Source organism: Mesorhizobium sp. M2E.F.Ca.ET.209.01.1.1, from assembly GCF_004010375.2.
GTDB lineage: Bacteria > Pseudomonadota > Alphaproteobacteria > Rhizobiales > Rhizobiaceae > Mesorhizobium.
Genome location: NZ_SADP02000003.1, coordinates 130707 through 152610, shown reverse-complemented (window position 1 = coordinate 152610; position 21904 = coordinate 130707). Strand labels below are relative to the sequence as shown.

Here is a 21904-nt window from a genome sequence, read left to right as displayed (position 1 = left end):
GCGTCCGCTGTGATCTAAGCTTCGATCCCCAATTCGAAGGGGACTCCTTCGAACGCATCGGCGCCCCGGCCGATCGCCTCGATCGCAGCGATCATGCGGCCGTCGCGCTGAAGCAGCGCGTCGGCGACGGCGATCAGCCTTGGATTGGGCGTCGCGGTCGGCGAGAGAAACCGCAGGGTCTTGGCCAGTTCCATCTCGTCGCGCTTCGGCGCCAGCGCCGCCGCGATGATGTAAGCCGACGCCGTCGAGCGGCTGACGCCGGCATAGCAATGCACGACCAGCGGCTTCGCGCGATCCCAGCGATAGGCGAAATCCAGCAAGGCCCGCACATGCTCCTCGCCGGGCATGGTCATGCCTTCCTGCGCCACAGCGATATCGTGCATGACGAGGTGCAGATGGTTTTCCGCCAGGATCGAGGCCGGGCGCGTCACTTCCGTGCCCGCGGCAAGCAGCGAAAGCAGCCGCTGCGCACCGGTCCTTGCCACGGTCTCGTCGACCTTCGACAGCGAACAGACATGGATCATTGTGCGAACTCCTTCGGCGCATCCTTGCGCCTAGAGCATGATGCCGAAAAGTGTGAAGCGGTTTTCGGGCGACATCATGCTCTTTCTCTTTGATTTTGGGCCCAAGCGGCAAGAGCGCTTTCAAGGCGCTGCCATTCCGCCTCGCTGCCCGGCAAGCCGACACGCAGCACTCCAGGCCGCTCGGCAAAATGCCGGACCAGCACGCCACTTGAACCAAGTGCCGAAAACAGGCTCTGCGCCTCGGCAAACGACAAATAGCGGAACAAGCTGGTGCCGCCGGCGACTGGCACATCGAATCGGCCAAGCAGGACGTCGAGCCGCCCGGCATCTTGCGCCAGGCGTTGGCGCATATCGGCCTGCCACGCCGTGTCGGACAGGGCGCGGATGCCATATTCGAGCGCCGGACCGGCCACCGCCCAGGGCCCGAGCTGCGCATCCAGCCGCTCGGCCGTCAGCGGGTCCGCCAGCGCGAAGCCCAGTCTCACCCCGGCAAGGCCAAAGAATTTGCCGAAGGAGCGCAGCACCACGACGCCCCCTGAGCCTACATCGCCGGCTAGGCTTTGCTCGATCGGGCCGACATCCATGAAAGCTTCGTCGACGACGAGCAGCCCGCCCTTGGCGCGAAGCCGCGCGGCAAGCTCCAGCATGCGCGCCTTTTCGATCACCCGACCGTCCGGATTGTTGGGATTGACCAGCACCGCGAGATCCGCCTCGACCAGCGCGTCGAAATCGCTGACCTCCGCAACCGCATGGCCGGCTATCGCAGCAGCCCGGGCGTGTTCGGCATAGGTCGGGCCGAGCACCAGCGCCCTACCGGGCCGCACCAGCGAAGCCACGCGCGGCAGCAGAATCTGCGTGCCGGGCGCCGCCGCTACATGCGCCGCCGACGGCGCGCCATAGGCCGTGGCCGCAATTTCGGCCAATTCGCGCAGTTGTGCTGCCTCCGGCAATCGGGTCAGGGCGGTGGCGGGCAGTTCGAAAAGCGGATAGGAGTGCGGGTTGATACCTGTCGAGAGGTCCACGAAAGGTTGTGGCGCATGAGGAAAAAGCGCGCTTGCCCGGCCAAGGCTGCCGCCATGATCAACCGCCGCGATCGCGCCGCTTAGAAGCTTCATGTCAGTCCTGATCGCTTTCCTGTCACTCGCCGCCGAACGGATCCTCGGCTATCCGGACTGGCTGTTCAATGCCATCGGCCATCCGGTCACCTGGATCGGCAGGCTGATATCCTTTCTCGATCGCCGGCTCAACCGCGCCACAGATTCCGACGAAATACGTCGCCGTCAGGGTGTGGGGGCGTTGCTCATTATTTTGCTGGTGCCAGGCCTTATCGGTCTGGCGCTGCATGTCTTGCTCTGGCTGATCTTCCCGTCGGGTCTGGTCATTGCCGCCATCCTCGGCTCCACGCTGCTGTCGCAGAAAAGCCTCGCCGAGCATGTCGAGGAAGTCGCCGACGCGCTGGAGACCGGCGGCCTGACGCTCGGCCGCATCGCCGTTTCGCGCATTGTCGGCCGCGACCCCGAAAAGCTCGACAAAGCGGGCGTCGCCCGCGCGGCGATCGAAAGCCTGGCCGAGAATTTCTCCGACGGCATCGTCGCGCCCGCCTTCTGGACCGGCGTCGGTGGTCTCGCCGGCGGCGCTGCTTACAAGGCCGCCAACACCGCCGATTCGATGATCGGCCACCGCACGCCGAATCACGAAGCCTTTGGCCGTGCGGCCGCTCGTTTCGACGATCTGATCAACCTGCCCGCATCGCGGCTGACGGGCTTGCTCATCGTGCTGGCGGCCTTTCTGGTCCCGGGCGCCGACCCATACGGCGCCTGGCAGGTGATGCGGCGCGATGCCAGGAAGCACCGCTCGCCCAATGCCGGCTGGCCGGAAGCCGCGATGGCTGGCGCGCTGGGGCTTTCCCTCGCCGGGCCCCGCAGCTATGGCGGCGAGGTCGTGGAGGACGCCTTCATGGGCGAAGGCGGCCGCCGCGAGGCCGAAAGCACCGACATCCGCCAGGCGCTGAAGCTCTATCTCGTCGCCGACCGGCTGCTGCTTGGCCTGTTCGCGGTGCTGTCGGCGATCATGATCTATCTGACCATCCAAATCAGCGGCCAAGGCGCCAACGCGTTTTAGAACTCAATTCCTTGCTGCGCTTTCACGCCTGCGGAGAAATGGTGCTTCGTCAGGCCCATCTCAGTGACCAGATCGGCCGCCTCGACAAGCAGCGGCTTGGCGTTTCGGCCGGTGACGATCACATGCAGATCGTCCCGGCGCGCCTTCAATGCCGCGACCACCTTTTCCAGGTCGAGATAATCGTAGCGCAGCGCGATGTTGAGCTCGTCGAGCACCACGAGGCTGATCGACGGATCGGCCATTAGTTCCAGCGCCTTGACCCAGGCCGCTTCAGCGGCGGCGATGTCGCGTTTGAGATCCTGGGTCTCCCACGTGAACCCCTCGCCCATCGCATGCCAGACGACGCGGTCGCCGAAGGCCGCGAAGGCGTCCTTCTCCCCTGTATGCCATTTGCCCTTGATGAATTGGACGACGCCGACGCGCTTGCCGTAGCCGAGCATCCTCAGCGCCAGGCCGAAAGCCGCCGTGGTCTTGCCCTTGCCCGGACCGGTGTTGACGATCAGCAGCCCCTTTTCGATCGTCTTGCCGGCGACTTCGGCATCCTGCACCGCCTTGCGCTTGGCCATCTTGGCGCGATGGCGCTCGGCGTCCTTTTCCTCGATTTCGGCCATGTCATTTCACCTTGAGCGGCAGCCCCGCCACCATCATGAAAACGCTGTCGGCTGTCGCCGCGACCTTCTGGTTGAGCCGGCCGGCGGCGTCACGGAAACGGCGCGCCAGCGCATTGTCGGGCACGATGCCGAGCCCGACCTCGTTGGAAACCACGAACCAAGGCCCGCGCGGCCGCGACAGCACGTCGGCCAGCCGCCGGCATTCGGCCTCGACATCATGCTCGGCCAGCATGTGATTGGTGAGCCACAGCGTCAGGCAGTCGATCAGCACAGGTTCGTGATTCGGCAAAGCCTCGATTGCGCCCACCAGGTCGAGCGGAGCATCGACGGTGACCCAGCCTTCGCCACGCCGCGACCGGTGCAGCGCGATGCGCTCGCGCATCTCGTCATCATAGGCCTGCGCCGTGGCGATGTAGGCCCAGGGCGCTGCATAGGCGGTCGTCAGGCTCTCGGCATGCGAGCTCTTTCCCGAGCGCGCGCCGCCCAGGATGAGGGTCAGTCTCCGATCGGAAGTTTTGTTGCCGCTCGCGGCTGTCGCGCCGGTCATTCCCTGCCTTTTGCCTTCGGATAGATCCTGTCGCGGCCGGAAGCCGACGGCGCGCGACCTTAGGCGGAACCGCTATGGCCGGCAAACCAAATTCCGCCGTGTCCAGGCGCGATTGCGGCAATGCTTTCGATGCTACGAAGCCGCAATCCGGGCGGCGACGAGCTGCTGCAGCCGCCACAGATGCGCGTCATGGATACCGCGCTGCTCGAGGTTTTTCACCGTGTTGTAGAGATAATCGGCGCCCGAGCCCCAATGGCCGCAGGACGTCGCAAGCCTTTCGACGACCTCCTCCTCGGTGAGCGGGCCGGCATAGGTAGTGCCCTGCCGGTTGATGACGAAGGCCAGCGCCCGCAACGGACCGGCATCGCTCATCATATTGAGCAGGCGCGGATGATAGCTGGTCGGCTTCAGCGTCACCTCGCGCCGCAGGATCTTGTCGAGTTGCGCGCGCCTGTTGCCGTCGCCGATCCGAAAGGCGACGCCCTTGCACTGTCCGCCGCGGTCCAGCGCCATCATCAGGCCCGGACTTTCCTTGGTGCCGCGCCAGCGCGTCATCTTCATGCAGAAGGATCTGTGCCAGCCGCGTAGCAGGGCGACGCGCTCCTCGACATGCTCGATCTCGGGCTTCCAGATCAGCGAGCCGTAACCAAACAGCCAGAGCGGTTCGTTGGCGGGGAGCTGAGTCTCCAGCGTGCGCACCATCGCGTCATAGTCGGCGTCATCCAGATGCTCGGCATCAGGATCGGGCCCGCTGTCCTCGACGACGCGAAAGCAGCGAGCAACCAGCTCCTCGGTAAGCGACATGGCTCTTGGCAGCATGGGCGCGACCTTAAGGTTCCTGCGCGACTGAAACAATGCGGCCGCCTCGCGATTGACAACTCCTTGGCCCGGGTGTCGGCTGTTGGCAGCTAGGGAGACGCCCATGCAGCCCAATCCGAGCGAACGCGATCCTTACAACGGCCTGACCAGCCTTCAGCCGACCTTGCCGTCGGCGGCCTATTGGGACGCCAACGCCTACCGGCGCGATCTGGACGCCATCTGGTATCGGAGCTGGCTGATGGTCTGCCGCGAGGCCGATCTCGCCGAGCCGCTTGCCTTCCGCACGGTGCGCATCGGCACGCAGGAGATCGTGGTGCTGCGCGACGAGACCGGCGCGCTACAGGCCTTCCACAACACCTGCCGGCATCGCGGCTCGCAGCTTTGCCAGGACAGCGCCGGGCGGCTGAAGGCCAGGCTGCTCACCTGCCCCTACCACGCTTGGTCCTACTCGCTGCGCGGCGATCTGGTGCGCGTGCCGTCGAAATCGCTGCCGGAAGGCTTCGACAAGACCGACTATCCGCTTTACCGGGTGGCGCTCTCGGTCTGGCGCGGCTTTGTCTTCGTCAACCTCGCCGAGGACCCCGAGGGCTTTGCGGAGACCTCCTTCGATCGGGCCTCCGGCAATCTGTCCAACTGGCCGCTGGAAAGCCTCGTCACAGGCCACCGGCTCACCAAGGTGATGAACTGCAACTGGAAGATCTTCTGGGAAAACTTCAACGAATGCCTGCATTGCCCGGGCGTGCACAAGGATTTGTCGCGGCTGGTGCCGATCTATGGCCGCGGGCTGATGGCAAGGCATGACGATCCGGAATGGGCGCGCCACGCCGACAATGACGATCCGGAATTCTCCGGCCGCCTGCGCGCCGGCGCCGAAACCTGGTCGCGGGACGGCCACGTCCACGGCCCGGTTTTTTCAGGCCTGACGCCGGCCGAGCGCGCCGCCGGCCAGACCTACGCCACGTCACTGCCCTCAATGTTCATCGTCGGCCATGTCGACTACATGCGGACCGTGCGGCTCGCCCCGCTCGGCCCCGAGCAGACCGAGCTCACCGCCGAATGGCTGTTCGCGCCGGAAGCGTTGGGAAAGACCGATATCGACAACATCGTCGCCTTCGGCACGCAGGTGCTGGAGGAAGACGCCGCGATCTGCGAGGTCAACCAGAAAGGCCTGCGCTCGATGCGCCACGAGGTCGGCGTGCTGATGCCGGAAGAATACGACCTGCACCGCTTCCACGATTGGGTGCGCGAGCGCCACGCGGCGTTCAAAACGTCTTCGGCAGATAGCGCCAGGTGACGAAGCCGCAGAAGGCCGCAAGGATGCCGAGCGTGACGAACACCGACCCCAGGCCGAAGAAGGTGAGCACCACCGAATAGACGAGCGGCGGCGTCAGCTCGGAGAAATCGAGATAGGTGCGGTAGACCGCCGCCATCTGCGCCTTCTCGTAAGAACGCACCGAGCGCATGAAGGCGGTCGAGCCGAGCGCGTCGAGCGCGATGGTGAAGAGCGCGCCGAAGAGCAGCAGCACGGCCGTGAGCAGCGGCGCGGCCTCGCCGATACCGCCTGCCGCGAACAGCATGGCCGCCATGGCGAAATAGGCAAAGGTCATGACCCGGCGCCCGCCGAAACGCCTTCCGGCCCTGCCCCAGAAGATCGCCATGAACAGAAGCGCGTTGCCGGCCGAAACCAGCAAACCGCCGGCAAGCTTGCCCTCGCCGGTGATCACCATGAACAGCGGGCCGTAGACGAAGAACGTCGTCCAGAAGCAGGAGCGGCCGAAGGCGATCAGCCAGGCAAGTCTCAGCCTCGGCTGCTTCACGAAGCGACCGATATTGGCGAGCGGATTGGCGGGACGCGACTTGCCGGGCCGGATCGACTGGTTGTCGCTCAGCCGGTAGAACCAGAACAGGCAAAGCAGCGCGAACGCAAAGACCACGACCGCGCCATGCGCGGCATAGATGCCGAAATGGGTGTAGAGGAAGATGCCCAGCGTCGGCCCGCCCGTCCAGGCGAACATCGACCATGCCATGCGCAGCGATTCCGCCTGCATGAAGTCGGTCTTGCGGATGTGATCCATGATGTAGAGGTTGAGCGTGATCGACAGCGCGCTCGCCCCCATGACGCGGCAGAGCATGCCGGCGATCTGCCCGGGCAGCGTGTGGGTGACGAAGAAGGCGGAGCCGATCGCCAGCAGCACGCAGCCGGCCGTGTAGACCCAGCGTCGCGCGAAGCGGCGGATGAGCATCGGCATGAACAGCGTCACCGAAAGGCCCATCAGCGACACGATGGTGTAGAGGATCGAGACGATCCGCTCATTGTGCAGGATCTCGTAGGCCTGAATCGGGATCACGCTGGAGATCGTGGCGCGGGCGAAGGATTCCGTCGCATAGAGCGAGGCGAAGGTGCGCGCGTCCGCCGGCCGCAGGGCCGGAAGCCAGATCGGATGGCGCACATGGGTGGACATCGGCCCTCCGGGACGTGAATCGCAATGCATGTCGCCCAGAAGTGTGCTGCGGTTCTGGGGCAACGACATGCATCCAAACTTTGCCAAATCTGGCCGGACCAGCCGCCGGCCAGTAGCAGGAAACCGACCCCCGGAGGCCGAAAAGCGAAGCCTGCCAAAGGCTTTCCGCCACTGGCCTAAAGCGGAATTTGATGGCTGCCATGAAACGCATTGAGGGCCGCCTGCTTCTGTCGTCGGCTTGAACCGTGATAGTCGTTTGGCACGACTGAATCGGATTGCCAGACATGAGCCTTCAAACGACGAGCGAACCCGTTCAGGACGCGCCCAAGCAGGGCCGCATCGCCGCCTTCGACATCCTGCGCGGCATCGCGCTGATCGCTATGGCGAGCTATCACTTCACCTGGGATCTCGAGAACTTCGGCTATACCGCGCCCGCGCTCACCGCTTTCGGCTGGTGGAAGTTCTACGCGCGCTGCATCGCCTCGACCTTCCTGTTCCTGGTCGGTGTCAGCCTGTTCCTCGCCCATGGCAGGAAAATCCGCTGGCCGAGCTTCTGGAAGCGCTTTGCCATGGTCGCCGTGGCGGCGATCGCCATTTCGGCGGTCACCTATCTCGTCACGCCGGACGGCTTCATCTTCTTCGGCATCCTGCACGAGATCGCGTTGGCCAGCCTGCTCGGCCTCGCCTTTCTCAGACTGCCCTGGCTGCTGACGGCAATCATCGCGGCCGCCGTCATCGCGGCCCCGTACTATCTGCGGTCGGAATTCTTCGATCATCCGGCGCTGTGGTGGATCGGCCTTTCCGCCACCAACCCGCGTTCCAACGACTATGTGCCGCTCTTTCCCTGGTTCGGCGCCGTGCTTGCGGGCATCGCCGCGGTCAAGCTCTCTTCCGCCACAGGCCTGCTTGCCCGCTTGGGAACATGGGGGCCCGGCCGCTGGTCGAACCCCCTGACCTTCATCGGCCGTCACAGCCTGGCCTTCTACCTCATCCACCAGCCGCTTCTGTTCGGCTCGGTCTGGCTGTTCTCGCAAGTCATGCCCGCCGCCCCCCAGGACAAGGAAGCCGGCTTCCTGCCGGCCTGCCAGGCGCAGTGCGAGCAGCAGCGCGACAGCAAGTTCTGTACGAGCTATTGTGGCTGCATGCTGGACACGCTGAAGGGCGAAGGGTCTCTCGACAAGCTCTACGCCAACGACCAGTCCAGCGTCTGGAAATCGCATCTGGCGGACCTTGCGGAAACCTGCACCGCAGCGACCGAGGACCAGAGGGAGGGAGGGCAGCAATGACAGGCATCGCAAAGCCCAGACACGGGATCATTCCCTGGCCGCCGGTTATCTATGTCGCGGCGATCGCGGCGAGCATCGTGCTCGGCATCCTCTACCCGCTGCCCTGGATCGGCGACATTTTTGGCGATCTCATGTTCGGCGTCGGCTGGGTAGCGCTGTTCGGCGTCGCCATGCTGTGGATCACCGCGATCCGCGCCATGTTCAAGGCCAGGACGACGCTCGACCCCAATGCCGAGCCCGACCATCTGGTGACGTCCGGTCCCTTCGGCATCACCCGCAACCCGATGTATCTCGCCAACACGCTGCTTTTGATCGGCGTCGCCTTCATCACCGGCATCGCCTGGTTCCTGGTCTTCGCTTTCCTCGCCGCTTTCGCGACGCAGAAACTGGCGATCGAGAAGGAGGAAAAAGTCCTTACGGCGAAGTTCGGCAAGAAATACCGCGACTATGCAAAGAGGGTGCGGCGCTGGATCTGAGCAGGTTTAGGTATTCACGCCCAGTTCCGCCAGCCGCTCCACGCAGGACTCCTCGGCCTGGTCGAGCTCGGCCAGCGTCTCCTCCAGGTCGCGGCGCTTCTGGCGCAGGTCCTCGCGCTTTTCCTCGATACGGCGAATCATCAGCTTGAGCTGGCCGACCTCGCCGGGCGGCTCCTTGTACATCTGGATGATCTCGCGGATCTCGTTGATCGAGAAGCCGAGCCTTTTTCCCCGCATGATCTGACGGATGAGATGCCGGTCGGATGGGCGAAACAGTCGCGTACGGCCGCGCCTTACAGGCTGCACCAGCCCTTCGTCTTCGTAAAAACGCAACGTCCGCGTCGACACGTCGAACTCGCGTGTCAGCTCGGTGATCGTGTAATATTCCCGCATTCCCACTCCCCAGCCCGAGCATCGCCGCCTTAAGCGTCGCCCTTCCCTCCGATGATACCCATGCAGCGCCGGAATCGGCACCTGACCCCGCGGCAACCTCGCACGGCATTTACGTAAAAGTCAATTAACGCGACTTGCTGATTTTAGGGCACTCTAAACCACCACGTCGCCAGCCCAAGAAAGGCAAAGAAACCGACGCAGTCGGTGACCGTGGTGACGAAGACCGCCGAGGCCACTGCCGGATCGATCTTGAAGCGGTCGAGAACCAGCGGAATCAGGATCCCGGCAAGTGCGGCGGCAAACATATTGATGATCATCGCCGCCGCGATGATGCCGCCCAGATTGGGATCGCGGAACCAGAAGCCGGCGACCATGCCGATCAGCATGGCAAAGACCACGCCATTGATGAACCCCACGCCGAGCTCGCGGCGGATGATGCGGGCGGCGTTGTAGATGTCGAGGTCCCTGGTCGCCAGCGCGCGCACGGTCACCGTCATGGTCTGCGAGCCGGCATTGCCGCCCATGCCGGCCACGATCGGCATCAGCACGGCCAGCGCCACGATATGCTCGATCGTGCGGTCGAACAGGCCGATCACCGAAGCGGCGAGAAAAGCGGTCAGCAGATTGACCAGCAGCCAGGGCACGCGTGAGCGCGAGGTGGCGAGCACCGTATCCGACAGTTCTTCGTCGCCGACGCCGCCCATGCGCAGAAGGTCTTCTTCCGCCTCTTCCTGGATGACGTCGACCACGTCGTCGATGGTGAGCACACCGACCAGCCGCCCGTTCTCGTCGACCACCGCGGCGGAGAGCAAATTGTATTGCTCGAACTCGCGGGCCGCCTCTTCCTGGTCCATCGTGGCCGGGATCGCGTGCAGCGTCTCATGCATCACCTCCTCGACCTTGACCGCGCGCTTGGTGCGCAGGATCTGGTCGAGGTCAATGGCGCCGAGCAGCTTGAAGCTCGGATCGATGACGAAGATCTGGCTGAAGCGGTCGGGAAGGTTCTTGTCCTCGCGCATGTAGTCGATGGTCTGGCCGATCGTCCAGAATGGCGGCACGGCGACGAACTCGGTCTGCATGCGCCGGCCGGCCGTCTCTTCCGGATAGTCCAGCGCGCGCCGCAGCCTGATGCGCTCGGTGAACGGCAGCTGCGACAGGATCTCGTCCTGGTCTTCCTTCTCGAGGTCCTCGAGAATGTAGACGGCGTCGTCGGAATCGAGCTCCTGCACCGCCTGCGCGATCTGCGCGTTGGGCAAATTGTCGACGATGTCGAGACGGATCGCCTCGTCGACTTCGGTCAGCGCGGAGAAGTCGAAATCGGAGCCGAGCAACTCCACCAGCGCGCGGCGCTGTTCGGGATGCAGCGCCTCCAGCACGTCGCCGAGTTCCGACTGGTGCAGGTCGTCGACTTCGCGCTTGAGGGTGATCGTGTCGCGGTCGGCGATCGCCGCGCCGATCTGGGCAAGGAAGGAGGCACGCACGGCGCCGTCCTCGCCATAGATGTCGGCGTGGTGCTCCTCGGCGGGCGCGACGTCGATCGTCTGTCTGTCCTGGCCTTCCACCAGCGCCTCCCGCCAACAGGGATTCGGAAAGGGTTCAAAATCAGGTCTAGCGCATGACTCCAAGAACGGGAAACCGCTTTCGGAGAAATCCCAGACCTTTGCGGCAGATAGCGCGGCATTGGGATTCGTCTTGGGAAGATGTCACGCTAGAGCCCGGAATAGCCGAAGAAATATCGCGGCGATCTTGCCCACGGAGTCGCTGGCTCACTACGCGTCGCGGCTGTGACAATCCCTCCAGCCGACGCGACAGCGCATGTCGCTGGGGAAAGAGCACCCCTTCCCCGTTGAGGCAGAATTGTCGTGATGCAGGATCCATCAGGGGTCTGCACATCCCCTAACCGGTCGAGGACAAACGCTGCCCTTGAACATCAAGTCCGCAAAGACGAGCGAGGCAAATACCGAGCGGCGCGTTCGCGTCGTCGTCGCCGAACGCAATCCTTTCGTCGTTTCGGCGCTGCGTGAAATGCTGGAATGCGACGGCCGCTTCGATTTGCTCGGGACCATGCACAGCGGCGCGCAGTTCCTGGAACTGGCCGCCGGCACACAGTTCGATGTCGGGGTCATCGGCTGGAAGCTCGCCGATATGGACGGCGCCGACGTGCTGACGGAAGTTCAGAACCGCGAGCTTGGCGTGCGCATCACGATCTTTTCCAACGACCACGATATCGGCATCCTGAAGCAATGCGTGCGCCTAGGCGCTCAAGGCTATTGCTTTCAGTTCGACGATCCGCCGGTGATCTTCGAGACGATCCTGGCGGTCGCGCATGGCCGCATCTGCATCCCCTATATCGACATCAACAAGGTCAACGACACGCCTTTGTCCCGGCTTACCGTGCGCGAGCGCGAGTTGCTGGCGGTGCTGTCCGACGGCTGGACCAATTTGCAGATCGCCACGCGGACAGGGATTTCCGAGAACACGGTGAAGTACCACCTGAAGAATCTCTACGATAAGCTCGACGTGCGCAACCGCGCCATGGCCGTCGCGCTCTATTCCAGCGAGAAACAACGCGCAGCCAAATCGCCTATCGGGTAGGCCGCCGAGGTCGCCAATCGGGTAGGACCAGCCCACCCGCAAGGGCCAACAACTTACCCGGCAAGGTGTTGTTGGCGAGCCTGTTCAAAACGAGAATTCCTCCACAATCCAAAAACGATCGGAGGAATTTCGCGCATGGCTGGGTTCACGCATCTTTTCATCCCGGGGCCCACCAACATTCCCGAGCAGGTGCGGCAGGCCATGAACCTGCCGATGGAGGACATGCGCGCCGGCTCCTTCCCCAACCTGACACTGCCTCTATTCGAGGACATCAAGAAGGTCTTCAAGAACGAGACCGGCCGCGTCTTCATCTATCCTTCCTCCGGCACCGGTGCCTGGGAAGCGGCGATGACCAATGTGCTCAGCCCCGGCGATCACGTGCTGATGTCGCGCTTCGGCCAGTTCTCGCATCTGTGGGTGGACATGGCCGAGCGCCTCGGCTTCGATGTCGAAATCATCGACTGCGAATGGGGCACCGGCGTTCCGCTCGACCTCTATGCCGAGAAGCTTCGCGCCGACAAGGCGCACCGCATCAAGGCCGTCTTCTGCACCCAGAACGAGACCGCGACCGGCGTCACCAGCGACATCGCCGGCTGCCGCGCCGCGCTCGACGCGGCGAACCACCCAGCGCTCCTTTTCGTCGACGGCGTCTCCTCGATCGGCTCGATCGATTTCCGTCAGGACGAATGGCGCGTCGACTGCGCCGTCAGCGGTTCGCAGAAGGGCTTCATGCTGCCGGCCGGTCTCGGCTTCCTGTCGGTCAGCCAGAAGGCGCTTGCCGCTTCGCGGGTCGCGACGCACCGGCATTGCTACTTCTCCTTCGAGGACATGATCCGCACCAACGACACCGGCTATTTCCCCTACACGCCGGCGACGCAGCTGCTGCGCGGCCTGCGCGCTTCGCTCGACCTCATCGCTGAGGAAGGATTGGAAAACATCTTCGCCCGCCACCATCGCCTCGCCGAAGGCGTGCGCAAGGCGGTCGACGCTTGGGGCCTGAAGCTTTGCGCAAAGGCGCCGCAATGGCACTCCGACACGGTCAGCGCCATCCTGGTGCCGGAAGGCATCGATAGCGCCAACGTCGTCAAGCGCGCCTACAGCGCCTACCAGACGTCGCTCGGCGGCGGCCTCAACAAGGTTGCCGGCAAGGTCTTCCGCATCGGCCATCTCGGCTGGCTGAACGAGGTGATGGTGCTGGCCTCGCTGTCGGCCGCCGAAATGACGCTGCTCGATTGCGGCGTACGCTTGGCGCCGGGCTCAGGCGTGGCGGCGGCGATCGAGCACTTCCGCCGCACCGCCGACATGCCGGTCGCCAAGGCGGCGTGAGGAGCGGACCATGAGCCACACCATCAACCACCTGAAGAAGCTGCGGCTCCAGCGCAGCGAGCTGGCCGTGCCGGGCTCCAGCCCGGAGATGATCGACAAGGCGGCAAACAGCGCCGCCGACTTCGTCTTCCTCGACATCGAGGACGCCGTCGCGCCGCCCGACAAGGAGCGCGCCCGTAAGAACGTCATCCAGGCGCTGAACGACATCGACTGGCGTGCCAAGGGCAAGACCGTCTCGGTCCGCATCAACGGCCTCGACACCCATTACATGTACCGCGACGTCGTCGACGTCATGGAACAGGCCGGCGACCGTCTGGACACCATCCTGGTGCCGAAGGTCGGCGTTCCCGCGGACCTCTACATGGTCGAGGCCATGGTCAACCAGATCGAGATGGCCAAGGGTTTCAAGACCCGTGTCGGCCTGGAAGCGCTGATCGAGACGGCGCTCGGCATGGCCAATGTCGAGGCGATCGCCGCCACGCCGGGGCGTCTCGAAGCGATGCATTTCGGCGTCGCCGACTATGCCGCCAGCAACAAGGCGCGCACCGTCAACATCGGCGGGCTCAATCCCGACTATCCCGGTGACCAGTGGCATTTCGCTTTGTCGCGCATGACCGTCGCCTGCCGTGCCTATGGCCTGCGCGCCATCGACGGTCCGTTCGGCGATTTCTCCGATCCGGAGGGCTACAAGGCGGCCGCCAGGCGCGCCGCGGCGCTCGGCATCGAAGGCAAATGGGCGATCCACCCTTCGCAGATCGCTTTGGCTAACGACGTGTTCTCGCCGCCTGAGAAAGAGGTCACGCGCGCCCGCCGCATCCTCGAGGTGCTGAAGGAGGCCGAGGCGGCCGGCAAGGGCGCGGCCGCGCTCGACGGCAAGATGATCGACGCCGCGTCGGAACGCATGGCGCGCAATGTGCTGGGGGTCAACGAGGCGATCGAGCGGGCACACGCCGCCGCGCAGTAGAAAATACCGGGAGGACAAGATGGACATCCACGAATACCAGGCCAAGGAACTGCTTGCCCGCCACGGCGTGCATGTGCCGCGCGGCGGCCTCGCCTACAGCCCCGAGCAGGCGACGTACCGCGCCCGAGAGATCGGTGGCTCGAAATGGGTACTGAAGGCGCAGGTCCATTCCGGCGCGCGCGGCAAAGCCGGCGGCATCAAGCTCTGCTCGAACGACGAGGAGATCTCCAACGCGGCGGAAGCCATGCTCGGCCGCAAGCTGGTGACCCACCAGACCGGCCCGCGCGGCAAGCTGATCTCGCGCCTCTATCTCGAGGAAGCCGTCGACATCGCGCAGGAGCTCTATCTCGGCTTCGTGCTCGACCGTAAGGAAGAGCGCGTCATGATCGTGGCGTCGGCCGCCGGCGGCATGGAGATCGAGGATATCTCCGAGAAGCAACCGGATTCGATCATCCGCGCCACCGTCGACCCCGGCGTCGGTATGCAGGGTTTTCAGGCCCGCGAGATCGCCTTCGGCCTCGGCCTTGAAAGCAACCTGATCGGCAAGGCCACCGAAACCATCCTCGGCTGCTACCAGGTGTTCCGCGACTACGACGCCTCGATGCTGGAGATCAATCCGCTGGTTGTCACCCGCGACGGCAGCCTGGTCGCGCTCGACGCGAAGATGTCGTTCGACGAGAACGCGCTGTTCCGCCGCCCGGAAATCTCCGAGCTGCGCGACAAGAGCCAGGAAGACCCGCGCGAGACCTTCGCCAGCGACCGTGGCCTCTCCTATGTCGGGCTGGATGGCAATATCGGCTGCATCATCAATGGCGCCGGCCTCGCCATGGCGACGATGGACATGATCAAGATCGCCGGCGGCGAGCCGGCCAACTTCCTCGACATCGGCGGCGGCGCCTCGCCCGAGCGCGTGGCGAAGTCCTTCCGCGCCGTGCTCGGCGACAAGAATGTCGAGACGATCCTGGTCAACATCTTCGCCGGCATCAACCGCTGCGACTGGGTGGCCGAAGGCGTCATCAAGGCGATCCGCGAGGTTGGCGTCGACGTGCCGCTGGTGGTGCGCCTGTCCGGCACCAAGGTCGAGGAAGGCCGCAAGATCCTGGCCGATTCCGGCGAGGCGGTGATCGTCGCCGATACGCTGGCCGAGGCCGCCGAAAAGGCCGTCGCCGCCTGGCGCGAAGCCACCAAGAACAAAAAAGCAGCCTGAGGGAGGTCGAGAAAATGGCAATCCTGCTCAACCGCAGCACGCGCGTGATCGTGCAAGGCTTCACCGGCAAGATCGGCAGCTTCCATGCCGAGGACATGAAACGCTACGGCACCAAGTTGGTCGGCGGCGTCACCCCCGGCAAGGGCGGCCAGACGCATCTCGGCCTGCCGGTCTTCAACACCGTCAAGGGCGCGGTGCGCGAGACCCGCGCCGAGGCGAGCATCGTCTTCGTGCCGCCGCCCTTCGCCGCCGATTCGATCATGGAAGCGGCGGATGCGGGGATAAAACTCTGCGTCTGCATCACCGACGGCATTCCCTCGCAGGACATGATGCAGGTGAAGCGCTACATGCGCCGCTACCGCTTCGAGGATCGCATGCGCCTGGTCGGCCCCAACTGCGCCGGCGTCATCACGCCCGGACAGGCGCTGATGGGTATCATGCCGGGCAGCATCTATCTGCCCGGACGCGTCGGCATCGTCGGCCGCTCCGGCACGCTGGGCTACGAGGCCGCCTCGCAGATGAAGGCGCTGGGCATCGGTGTGTCGACCAGCGTCGGTATCGGCGGCGATCCGATCAACGGCTCGTCCTTCAAGGACATATTGCAGCTCTTCGAGCGCGACGACGACACCGACGCCGTGGTGATGATCGGCGAGATCGGCGGCCCGCAGGAAGCCGAAGCCGCGATCTGGGCGCGCGATAACATGAGGAAGCCCCTGATCGCCTACATCGCCGGCCTGTCCGCCCCGAAAGGCCGCCGCATGGGCCATGCCGGCGCCATCATCTCCGCCTTCGGGGAGTCGGCTCAGGAAAAGGTCGAGATCCTCAAGGAAGCCGGCGTCGTCATCGTGCCCACCCCCGCCTCCTTCGGCGAGGTGGTGGCTGACACGCTGGCGCGGACGAAGAAGGCGGCGTGACGGCCGGCCAGGCGAAAGTCGCGGAAAGCGGAATGTGAAGCCGGCGGGCGATCTTCGCGATCGCCGGCACCCGATCGGCTCGCCTTGCGGCAATTCGAGGCAAGCTGCGCAGCAATTTCTATCCGGACAGCGGCTTTGGAACAGAGCAAACGCATAAAATTTCGCGAGGACGAGCGCAGCCTGCTGTTGCGCCTGCTGCTCCAGGTCGCAAGGGCGCGCGAGCCCGAGATCGCCGCGGTCCTGAGCGGACGCAGGTCGCTTGTCTCTCTTGCCCCCGGGCAGCGCATCCCGGCGCTTCAGGCGAGCGGCGTCTGGTTCCAGTTGCTGACGATTGCCGATGAACTGATGGCCATGCGGGCGCGGCGCGAACTCGAACAGGGCGCGGGTGCCGACGAGGTGCCCGGGTCGTTCTCCAGCGTCATCGCTGAGATGGCGGCCGCCGGCCACTCGGCGGCGGAAGCCCAGGCGGCGCTCGACGCGCTTTGTGTCGGCCCGACCATGACCGCGCATCCGACCGAGGCCAAGCGCGTCACCGTGCTGGAGATCCATCGCCGTATCTATCGCAAGCTAACCGAGCTCGACCAGCCGCGGTGGGCGCCGCGCGAACGCGACCTGCTGGTCGCCGATCTGGAGAGCGAGATCGAGCTTCTATGGATGACCGGCGAGTTGCGGCTGGAGCGCCCGACGGTCGAGCGCGAGATCGCCTGGGGCCTCCATTTCTTCCGTGAAGTCATCTTCGAGGCAACGCCGCAGCTTTATGGCAAGCTTCAGAGCGCCTTCGAACGCCACTACCCGGGCGAGTCGATCAAGATTCCCTCCTTCATGCGCTATGCCTCGTGGATCGGCGGCGACCGCGACGGCAACCCCAATGTGACGGCCGAAGTCACCGCTCACGCCATGGCCGAATACCGCGACACCGCCATCGGCTGGTACCTGGCGCAGGTGCAGCGGCTGGTGTCGGTGCTCAGCGCCAGCTCGAACGTCATCGAGCTGCCGGCGAGCTTCAAGCCGGTGCTGCAAACCGCGCTTGAGAAGAGCGGCGATGCGCAAGAGATCGCCGCGCGCAACCCCGACGAACCGCTGCGCCAATTCGCTTCGGCCCTGCTTGCCCGGTTGGTCGCCACGCGCGACGGTGGCGAGGCGGCGTACCTGTCCGCCGAGGCGTTTCGCGCCGATCTGAGCGCGCTGTCTTCGGTTCTCGAAGCGATCGGCGGGCGCGCGGTGGCCAGGCGCTTCATCCAGCCGCTGCTTTGGCAGGTCGGAAGTTTTGGTTTCCGCACCATCTCGCTCGACATCCGGCAGAACTCCACGGTCGTCAACCGGGTGCTGGCCGAACTGTTCGCGCTGATGGACCCGGCCGATCCCGTCGTCCCCGGCACGCCGCAATGGTCGGCGCGCATTCGCGGAGCGCTCACCCAGGGTGAGCGGCTGGAGATCGACGAAGGGCGGCTCTCGTCGGAAGCAGCCGAACTGCTGTCGACATTTTCGGTTATCGCCAGGCAGATCTCGGGCTCCGATGCCGACGCGATCGGTTCCTTCGTGCTCAGCATGACCCGCTCTGCCGACGATCTGCTCGCGGTCTACCTGCTGGCGCAATATTGCGGCCTATCGACCGCGCCCGGCAGTGGCACGATCAGTCTGCGGATCGTGCCGTTGTTCGAGACCATCGCCGACCTGCGGGCCGCCCCTGCTATCCTGAACGGGCTGCTCGGCGTTTCGCTGGTGCGGCGCACGGTACGCGATTTCGGCGCGCGCCAGGAAATCATGCTTGGCTATTCCGATTCCAACAAGGACGGCGGCTTCCTCGCTTCCAATTGGGAACTGGCAAAAGCGCAAAAGCGCCTCGCCGCCATCGGCCGCAAGCACAACATCAGGATCAGCTTCTTCCACGGCCGCGGCGGCTCCGTCAGCCGTGGCGGCGCGCCGACCGGCCGCGCGATCGCGGCGCAGCCGCAGGGCACCGTCGCCGGAGCCATGCGGGTGACCGAGCAGGGCGAGGTCGTGTCGTCGAAATTCGCCAATCGCGGCACCGGCCTCAACCAGCTCGAGGTTCTCGCCGCCGCCGTGCTGGCGCACGGTGTCCGATCTAGCGGCGATACTGAGACAAAGGAATCACCGGAGTTCGACGAGGCGCTGGAAGCGCTGGCCGGCATGTCACAGGCATCCTACGCCGGATTGATGGCCGAGCCCGGCTTCCTCGATTATTTCAACCAGGCGAGCCCGATCGCCGAACTGGCGCTCTTGAAAATGGGCTCGCGGCCGGACCGCCGTTTCGGCGCCAGCGGCATTGCCGACCTGCGCGCCATTCCATGGGTGTTCGCCTGGAGCCAGAACCGTCACCTTTTGACCGGCTGGTACGGCATCGGCAGCGCGCTGAGCGCCTTCGTCACGGTGCGCGGCGAGGCCGGACGCGAGCTTCTGGCCCGCATGTTCGAGCACTCGCGCTTCTTTCGCCTGATCGTCGACGAGGCCGAAAAGACGCTTTACCAGTCCGACATGGAGATCGCCGGGCTCTATGCCGGCCTGGTGTCCGACAAAGATGCGGCCAGTCGAATCCACGCCCGCATCGCCGCCGAATATGAGCTGACGCGACGCCTTATCGGCGACCTCACGGGCGGCGATCTTTCCGCGCGCTTCCCGATGTTCAAGCGGCGCTTCGACAATCTGCGCCGGCAGATGGACGACATCCACCGCCTGCAGGTCGATCTGCTGGGTGAGGTCCGCGCAAGCAGCGGCACAGCGGATCGGAAGCGGGCGACCGACGCTCTGCTGGTATCGATCAACTGTATCTCGGCCGGCTTGGGTTGGACTGGGTAGCCTCGGCCTTTTTGCTCAGTGACTGACTGGAAAACTCAAAGCACCGGCGCGGTCCTCAGGGCCTGGCGCCGCTTCTGTTTTGGCCCGCGCAATACAGACGCAGCGCCAACCGTCCGTCGGCTTGCGAGGTCATCCAAGTAGCACATTTGGGAGAATGGTGCGGTCGAGAAGACTCGAACTTCCACGGGTTGCCCCACAGCGACCTCAACGCTGCGCGTCTACCAATTCCGCCACGACCGCACGTGGTAGGAGCCGGAACCGTCCGGCCCGGGGCCTGTAGCAAATCGTTTCCGGCGAAACAAGTGCGCTGTGCGGAATATTCGTCGGTCATTTGCACAACCCTCTGCAGGCAGGCGGCGCACGGCCGGAACTGGACGTTTCGGCAGATTGCCGCCATATAAGCGCAGACGCATGCCGCCCAAAGGTGAAACGCGATTTTGGGATCGCGGCATGCATAGCCGATAGACGAACAACCCATGACAGAACGCAGCCAGATCGCCACGTCGTTCCTTCCTCTCCCCGGTTCGGCGCCGGTGGAATGGGTGATCGAACCCGGTCTCACCGCCTATCCGGACGCGCTGGCCTTCATGGAGGCGCGCGCCGAGGCGATCCGCAGCGGCGCGGCGGGCGAAATGGTCTGGCTGGTCGAGCACCCGTCGCTTTACACGGCCGGCACCAGCGCCCGCAGCGAGGATTTGATCGATCCCGACCGCTTCCCGGTGTTCGCGGCAGGCCGCGGCGGCGAATACACCTATCACGGTCCCGGCCAGCGCGTGGCCTATGTCATGCTCGACCTCAAGCGCCGGCGCGAGGATGTGCGCGCCTTCGTCGCGGCGCTCGAGCAATGGATCATCGCCACGCTCGCCGCCTTCAATGTGCGCGGCGAGCGACGCGAGGACCGCGTCGGCGTCTGGGTGGTGCGGCCGGATCGCCCTGCCTTGCCGGATGGCACGCCGGCCGAGGACAAGATCGCGGCCATCGGCATCCGGTTGCGGCGCTGGGTGAGCTTTCACGGCATCGCCATCAATGTCGAGCCGGACCTCGGCCATTTCGGTGGTATCGTGCCCTGCGGCGTCTCGGACCATGGCGTGACCAGCCTGGTCGATCTCGGCCTTCCCGTCACCATGGCCGATCTCGACCTGGCGCTGAAATCAGCCTTTGAGGACGTGTTTGGTCCCGCCGCCGTTCCAGTCGCCGAGCCTGCCCGCAAGGCCGGCTGAACTGTCTCCGGCCCAGGGTGTGTTGAGATTCAGGTCAGGCCGAGTCGAAAACGGTGGCTTCCGAGAACCGGAGCGGAACGTACTTAAGTACGTGAGCACCGGAAGCGCAGGAAGCCAGTGTTTGCAGGCCGGCCTCACCTGAATATCGGCACACCCTTACATCAACTGTGCGGAAGCCCACAGCATCCCATAGCCATGGATGGCAAAGACGGCGAGCAACGCGCCGGCCATGGCCAGTCGGTCGAAGGTCTTGATCGGCTTCAGCTCGTGACGTGGCTTCACGCCACTGCCCATGGTGATGAGGCTGAGGATCGAGAACACCGCGCCGGCGATCAGCAGGAAGCTCGGCGAGAAACCTGCCCGCCAGCCGAGCGCAAGAAGCGCGGACAAGAGCAGGAAGGACGCCAGCGCGAGCGCTGCCGGGCCAGGACAGATCTGGCGCAGCACCTGGCCGCCGTCGAACTTCCACACCGGCACCAGATTGGCGATGTTGAACAGCGATGCGCAGCCGGCAAGCGTGGCCAAAAGCGCCGCGGCCAGGCGATGTCCTTCGCTGCCGGCAAGGCCGCTGGCGGCGATCAGCACCGGCACCAGGAAAGCCGAAAAGCCGGCCCCCATCAGCGCCACGAATGCCACCTCGAAGCGGCTGTCATAAGGCCTGCCGCCGATGGCAATGCCGCCAAGCAGCGGTATGAAGATCATGCGCGCCCGGCGATGCCCCGTCAGCCGGAAAGCGGCCATATGGCCAAGCTCGTGCAGGGCGACCACCGAGGTCAGGATCGCGGCCAGGGCCAGGCCGCCGATATTGAGGCCGAAGAACGGCCACAGGATCAGGGCCGAGAGCACGGCAAAGCCGATCTGGCTGAGCGGATGCTCGAACCAGCCGCCCTTGCGATAGGTGCCGGTTGCCGCCCAGACATCCAGCTTGCGTATCTCGCGGCGCATGGCGAAGAAGCGGAAGACCAGGAAGGCAACCCCGCGATAGCGATCGGTCTGGGTAAGCGTGACCCGCGTAGCATCCCCCTCCGGCACGAGCTCGGCGGTTTCGCGATAGTTCGCCCAGAACGACGGATCGAGCGCCGTGTCCTCGATGACGGTCATCGAGAAGCGGCTGCCTTCGCTGACATCCTCGAACCGCGCCTTGCGTTCGATCGGTCGGCCGTCCCGGCCGTCCCAGGACAATCTGATCAGCGCCGTCCCCTCTTGGTCCAGCGGCTCGGCTGAAAGGATTTCGCCGGACCATCCGGCATCGCTGCCGAACGGCCACAGCGCCTGCCAGAGGCGATCGCGGTCGGCCTTGATGACGCGGCTGACCGTCACCGTGCGCAACCCGAGCGGCACGGTCATCAAAAGAAAGATCAGTCCGAGATTGCAGGCCACGAGGGTGACCGTGACGATGACCGACACTGAAGCCGCTCCCTAACTTAAGAGAGGAGCCTAACGGTGCGTAGCCAAGAAAGACTTAACAATAATGGGCGGGCCCTTGCCCGTCCCAAGGCGGGCCCTTGCCCGTCCCAAGGCGGGCTCTTGCCCACCCCAGCAGGCCTTGCCCGTCCCAAACGGGCGGGTCTTCCCGGCCCGCAAAGGGCAGGCCCTGCCCGCCCGAAAACAGCGGCGGTCAA

At 64.8% G+C, this 21904-nt stretch carries 20 protein-coding genes and 1 tRNA gene; 11 read left to right on the top strand and 10 right to left on the bottom strand.

The window, feature by feature from the left end; all coding sequences use genetic code 11:
* Nucleotides 1-14: 14 nt before the first annotated feature.
* Both EN852_RS06925 and cobD read right to left on the bottom strand, forming a co-directional pair.
* On the bottom strand, nt 15-524 hold the full coding sequence (locus tag EN852_RS06925) for a tyrosine phosphatase family protein (RefSeq protein WP_127874275.1): 510 nt from the start codon (nt 522-524) through the stop codon (nt 15-17).
* A gap of 74 nt (nt 525-598) precedes the next feature.
* Nucleotides 599-1639 carry a threonine-phosphate decarboxylase CobD gene (gene cobD / locus EN852_RS06920; protein ID WP_127874276.1) on the bottom strand — a complete coding sequence of 347 codons (1041 nt, stop codon included), beginning with the start codon at nt 1637-1639 and terminating at the stop codon, nt 599-601.
* Between cobD and cbiB the strand changes: the two genes are divergently transcribed.
* Nucleotides 1638-2645 (top strand): adenosylcobinamide-phosphate synthase CbiB, encoded by a 1008-nt coding sequence (cbiB, locus tag EN852_RS06915; RefSeq protein ID WP_127874277.1) that lies wholly within the window; start codon nt 1638-1640, stop codon nt 2643-2645. The genes cobD and cbiB overlap by 2 nt on opposite strands.
* Here cbiB and cobO read toward each other — a convergent pair.
* The 3 genes from cobO to EN852_RS06900 all read right to left on the bottom strand — a co-directional run bounded on the left by cobO (nt 2642) and on the right by EN852_RS06900 (nt 4622).
* Nucleotides 2642-3256, bottom strand: coding sequence for a cob(I)yrinic acid a,c-diamide adenosyltransferase (gene cobO / locus EN852_RS06910; RefSeq protein ID WP_112127377.1), 615 nt, complete (start codon nt 3254-3256; stop codon nt 2642-2644). The two genes, cbiB and cobO, sit on opposite strands and share 4 nt — an antisense overlap.
* 1 nt (nt 3257) lies before the next feature.
* Nucleotides 3258-3803 (bottom strand): bifunctional adenosylcobinamide kinase/adenosylcobinamide-phosphate guanylyltransferase, encoded by a 546-nt coding sequence (gene cobU / locus EN852_RS06905; RefSeq protein WP_127874278.1) that lies wholly within the window; start codon nt 3801-3803, stop codon nt 3258-3260.
* 132 nt (nt 3804-3935) lie between these two features.
* Nucleotides 3936-4622, bottom strand: coding sequence for a gamma-glutamylcyclotransferase (locus EN852_RS06900; RefSeq protein ID WP_127874279.1), 687 nt, complete (start codon nt 4620-4622; stop codon nt 3936-3938).
* 103 nt (nt 4623-4725) lie between these two features.
* Between EN852_RS06900 and EN852_RS06895 the strand changes: the two genes are divergently transcribed.
* Complete coding sequence (locus tag EN852_RS06895) at nt 4726-5916, top strand: aromatic ring-hydroxylating dioxygenase subunit alpha (protein WP_127874280.1); 1191 nt, start codon at nt 4726-4728, stop codon at nt 5914-5916.
* On the opposite strand, the gene EN852_RS06890 is transcribed toward EN852_RS06895, so the two are convergent.
* On the bottom strand, nt 5885-7084 hold the full coding sequence (locus tag EN852_RS06890) for an MFS transporter (protein ID WP_127874281.1): 1200 nt from the start codon (nt 7082-7084) through the stop codon (nt 5885-5887). The genes EN852_RS06895 and EN852_RS06890 overlap by 32 nt on opposite strands.
* A gap of 284 nt (nt 7085-7368) precedes the next feature.
* On the opposite strand from EN852_RS06890, the gene EN852_RS06885 reads away from it, so the two are divergent.
* Both EN852_RS06885 and EN852_RS06880 read left to right on the top strand, forming a co-directional pair.
* Nucleotides 7369-8370, top strand: a complete 1002-nt coding sequence (locus EN852_RS06885; RefSeq protein WP_127874282.1) for a DUF1624 domain-containing protein — start codon at nt 7369-7371, stop codon at nt 8368-8370.
* Nucleotides 8367-8846, top strand: coding sequence for an isoprenylcysteine carboxylmethyltransferase family protein (locus EN852_RS06880; RefSeq protein ID WP_127874283.1), 480 nt, complete (start codon nt 8367-8369; stop codon nt 8844-8846). The genes EN852_RS06885 and EN852_RS06880 overlap by 4 nt, the downstream gene beginning before the upstream one ends.
* Nucleotides 8847-8852: 6 nt before the next feature.
* Here EN852_RS06880 and EN852_RS06875 read toward each other — a convergent pair whose 3' ends face one another.
* Both EN852_RS06875 and mgtE read right to left on the bottom strand, forming a co-directional pair.
* Nucleotides 8853-9239, bottom strand: a complete 387-nt coding sequence (locus EN852_RS06875; protein ID WP_095815511.1) for a MerR family DNA-binding transcriptional regulator — start codon at nt 9237-9239, stop codon at nt 8853-8855.
* A 143-nt stretch (nt 9240-9382) separates the two neighbouring features.
* Nucleotides 9383-10801 (bottom strand): magnesium transporter, encoded by a 1419-nt coding sequence (mgtE, locus tag EN852_RS06870; protein ID WP_127874284.1) that lies wholly within the window; start codon nt 10799-10801, stop codon nt 9383-9385.
* Nucleotides 10802-11162: 361 nt separating this feature from the next.
* Here mgtE and EN852_RS06865 point away from each other — a divergent pair, with 361 nt between their 5' ends.
* The 6 genes from EN852_RS06865 to EN852_RS06840 all read left to right on the top strand — a co-directional run bounded on the left by EN852_RS06865 (nt 11163) and on the right by EN852_RS06840 (nt 19062).
* Nucleotides 11163-11834 (top strand): response regulator transcription factor, encoded by a 672-nt coding sequence (locus EN852_RS06865; RefSeq protein ID WP_127874285.1) that lies wholly within the window; start codon nt 11163-11165, stop codon nt 11832-11834.
* A gap of 135 nt (nt 11835-11969) precedes the next feature.
* On the top strand, nt 11970-13160 hold the full coding sequence (locus EN852_RS06860; RefSeq protein ID WP_127874286.1) for an aminotransferase class V-fold PLP-dependent enzyme: 1191 nt from the start codon (nt 11970-11972) through the stop codon (nt 13158-13160).
* Between the two features lie 10 nt (nt 13161-13170).
* Nucleotides 13171-14124 carry a CoA ester lyase gene (locus EN852_RS06855; protein ID WP_127874287.1) on the top strand — a complete coding sequence of 318 codons (954 nt, stop codon included), beginning with the start codon at nt 13171-13173 and terminating at the stop codon, nt 14122-14124.
* Nucleotides 14125-14143: 19 nt separating this feature from the next.
* On the top strand, nt 14144-15331 hold the full coding sequence (locus EN852_RS06850; RefSeq protein WP_112127369.1) for a malate--CoA ligase subunit beta: 1188 nt from the start codon (nt 14144-14146) through the stop codon (nt 15329-15331).
* A 14-nt stretch (nt 15332-15345) separates the two neighbouring features.
* Nucleotides 15346-16245: a succinate--CoA ligase subunit alpha gene (gene sucD / locus EN852_RS06845; RefSeq protein WP_095815516.1), complete on the top strand. Its 900-nt coding sequence runs from the start codon at nt 15346-15348 to the stop codon at nt 16243-16245.
* A 135-nt stretch (nt 16246-16380) separates the two neighbouring features.
* Nucleotides 16381-19062, top strand: coding sequence for a phosphoenolpyruvate carboxylase (locus EN852_RS06840; protein ID WP_127874288.1), 2682 nt, complete (start codon nt 16381-16383; stop codon nt 19060-19062).
* A 155-nt stretch (nt 19063-19217) separates the two neighbouring features.
* Here the strand turns inward: EN852_RS06840 and EN852_RS06835 are convergent.
* Nucleotides 19218-19302: transfer RNA gene (locus EN852_RS06835), tRNA-Leu, on the bottom strand.
* Between the two features lie 236 nt (nt 19303-19538).
* Here EN852_RS06835 and lipB point away from each other — a divergent pair.
* Complete coding sequence (lipB, locus tag EN852_RS06830) at nt 19539-20282, top strand: lipoyl(octanoyl) transferase LipB (RefSeq protein ID WP_127874289.1); 744 nt, start codon at nt 19539-19541, stop codon at nt 20280-20282.
* Nucleotides 20283-20438: 156 nt separating this feature from the next.
* On the opposite strand, the gene EN852_RS06825 is transcribed toward lipB, so the two are convergent.
* A complete protein-coding gene (locus tag EN852_RS06825) occupies nt 20439-21689 on the bottom strand; it encodes an SRPBCC family protein (RefSeq protein WP_127863356.1) in 1251 nt (416 codons plus the stop codon).
* Nucleotides 21690-21904: the final 215 nt, after the last annotated feature.

Coding starts and splice junctions, on each gene's coding strand:
- EN852_RS06925 (WP_127874275.1), bottom strand. CDS start 524: ATGATCCATGTCTGTTCGCTGTCGAAGGTCGACGAGACCGTGGCAAGG.
- cbiB (WP_127874277.1), top strand. CDS start 1,638: ATGTCAGTCCTGATCGCTTTCCTGTCACTCGCCGCCGAACGGATCCTC.
- cobD (WP_127874276.1), bottom strand. CDS start 1,639: ATGAAGCTTCTAAGCGGCGCGATCGCGGCGGTTGATCATGGCGGCAGC.
- cobO (WP_112127377.1), bottom strand. CDS start 3,256: ATGGCCGAAATCGAGGAAAAGGACGCCGAGCGCCATCGCGCCAAGATG.
- cobU (WP_127874278.1), bottom strand. CDS start 3,803: ATGACCGGCGCGACAGCCGCGAGCGGCAACAAAACTTCCGATCGGAGA.
- EN852_RS06900 (WP_127874279.1), bottom strand. CDS start 4,622: ATGCTGCCAAGAGCCATGTCGCTTACCGAGGAGCTGGTTGCTCGCTGC.
- EN852_RS06895 (WP_127874280.1), top strand. CDS start 4,726: ATGCAGCCCAATCCGAGCGAACGCGATCCTTACAACGGCCTGACCAGC.
- EN852_RS06890 (WP_127874281.1), bottom strand. CDS start 7,084: ATGTCCACCCATGTGCGCCATCCGATCTGGCTTCCGGCCCTGCGGCCG.
- EN852_RS06885 (WP_127874282.1), top strand. CDS start 7,369: ATGAGCCTTCAAACGACGAGCGAACCCGTTCAGGACGCGCCCAAGCAG.
- EN852_RS06880 (WP_127874283.1), top strand. CDS start 8,367: ATGACAGGCATCGCAAAGCCCAGACACGGGATCATTCCCTGGCCGCCG.
- EN852_RS06875 (WP_095815511.1), bottom strand. CDS start 9,239: ATGCGGGAATATTACACGATCACCGAGCTGACACGCGAGTTCGACGTG.
- EN852_RS06860 (WP_127874286.1), top strand. CDS start 11,970: ATGGCTGGGTTCACGCATCTTTTCATCCCGGGGCCCACCAACATTCCC.
- EN852_RS06855 (WP_127874287.1), top strand. CDS start 13,171: ATGAGCCACACCATCAACCACCTGAAGAAGCTGCGGCTCCAGCGCAGC.
- EN852_RS06850 (WP_112127369.1), top strand. CDS start 14,144: ATGGACATCCACGAATACCAGGCCAAGGAACTGCTTGCCCGCCACGGC.
- sucD (WP_095815516.1), top strand. CDS start 15,346: ATGGCAATCCTGCTCAACCGCAGCACGCGCGTGATCGTGCAAGGCTTC.
- lipB (WP_127874289.1), top strand. CDS start 19,539: ATGACAGAACGCAGCCAGATCGCCACGTCGTTCCTTCCTCTCCCCGGT.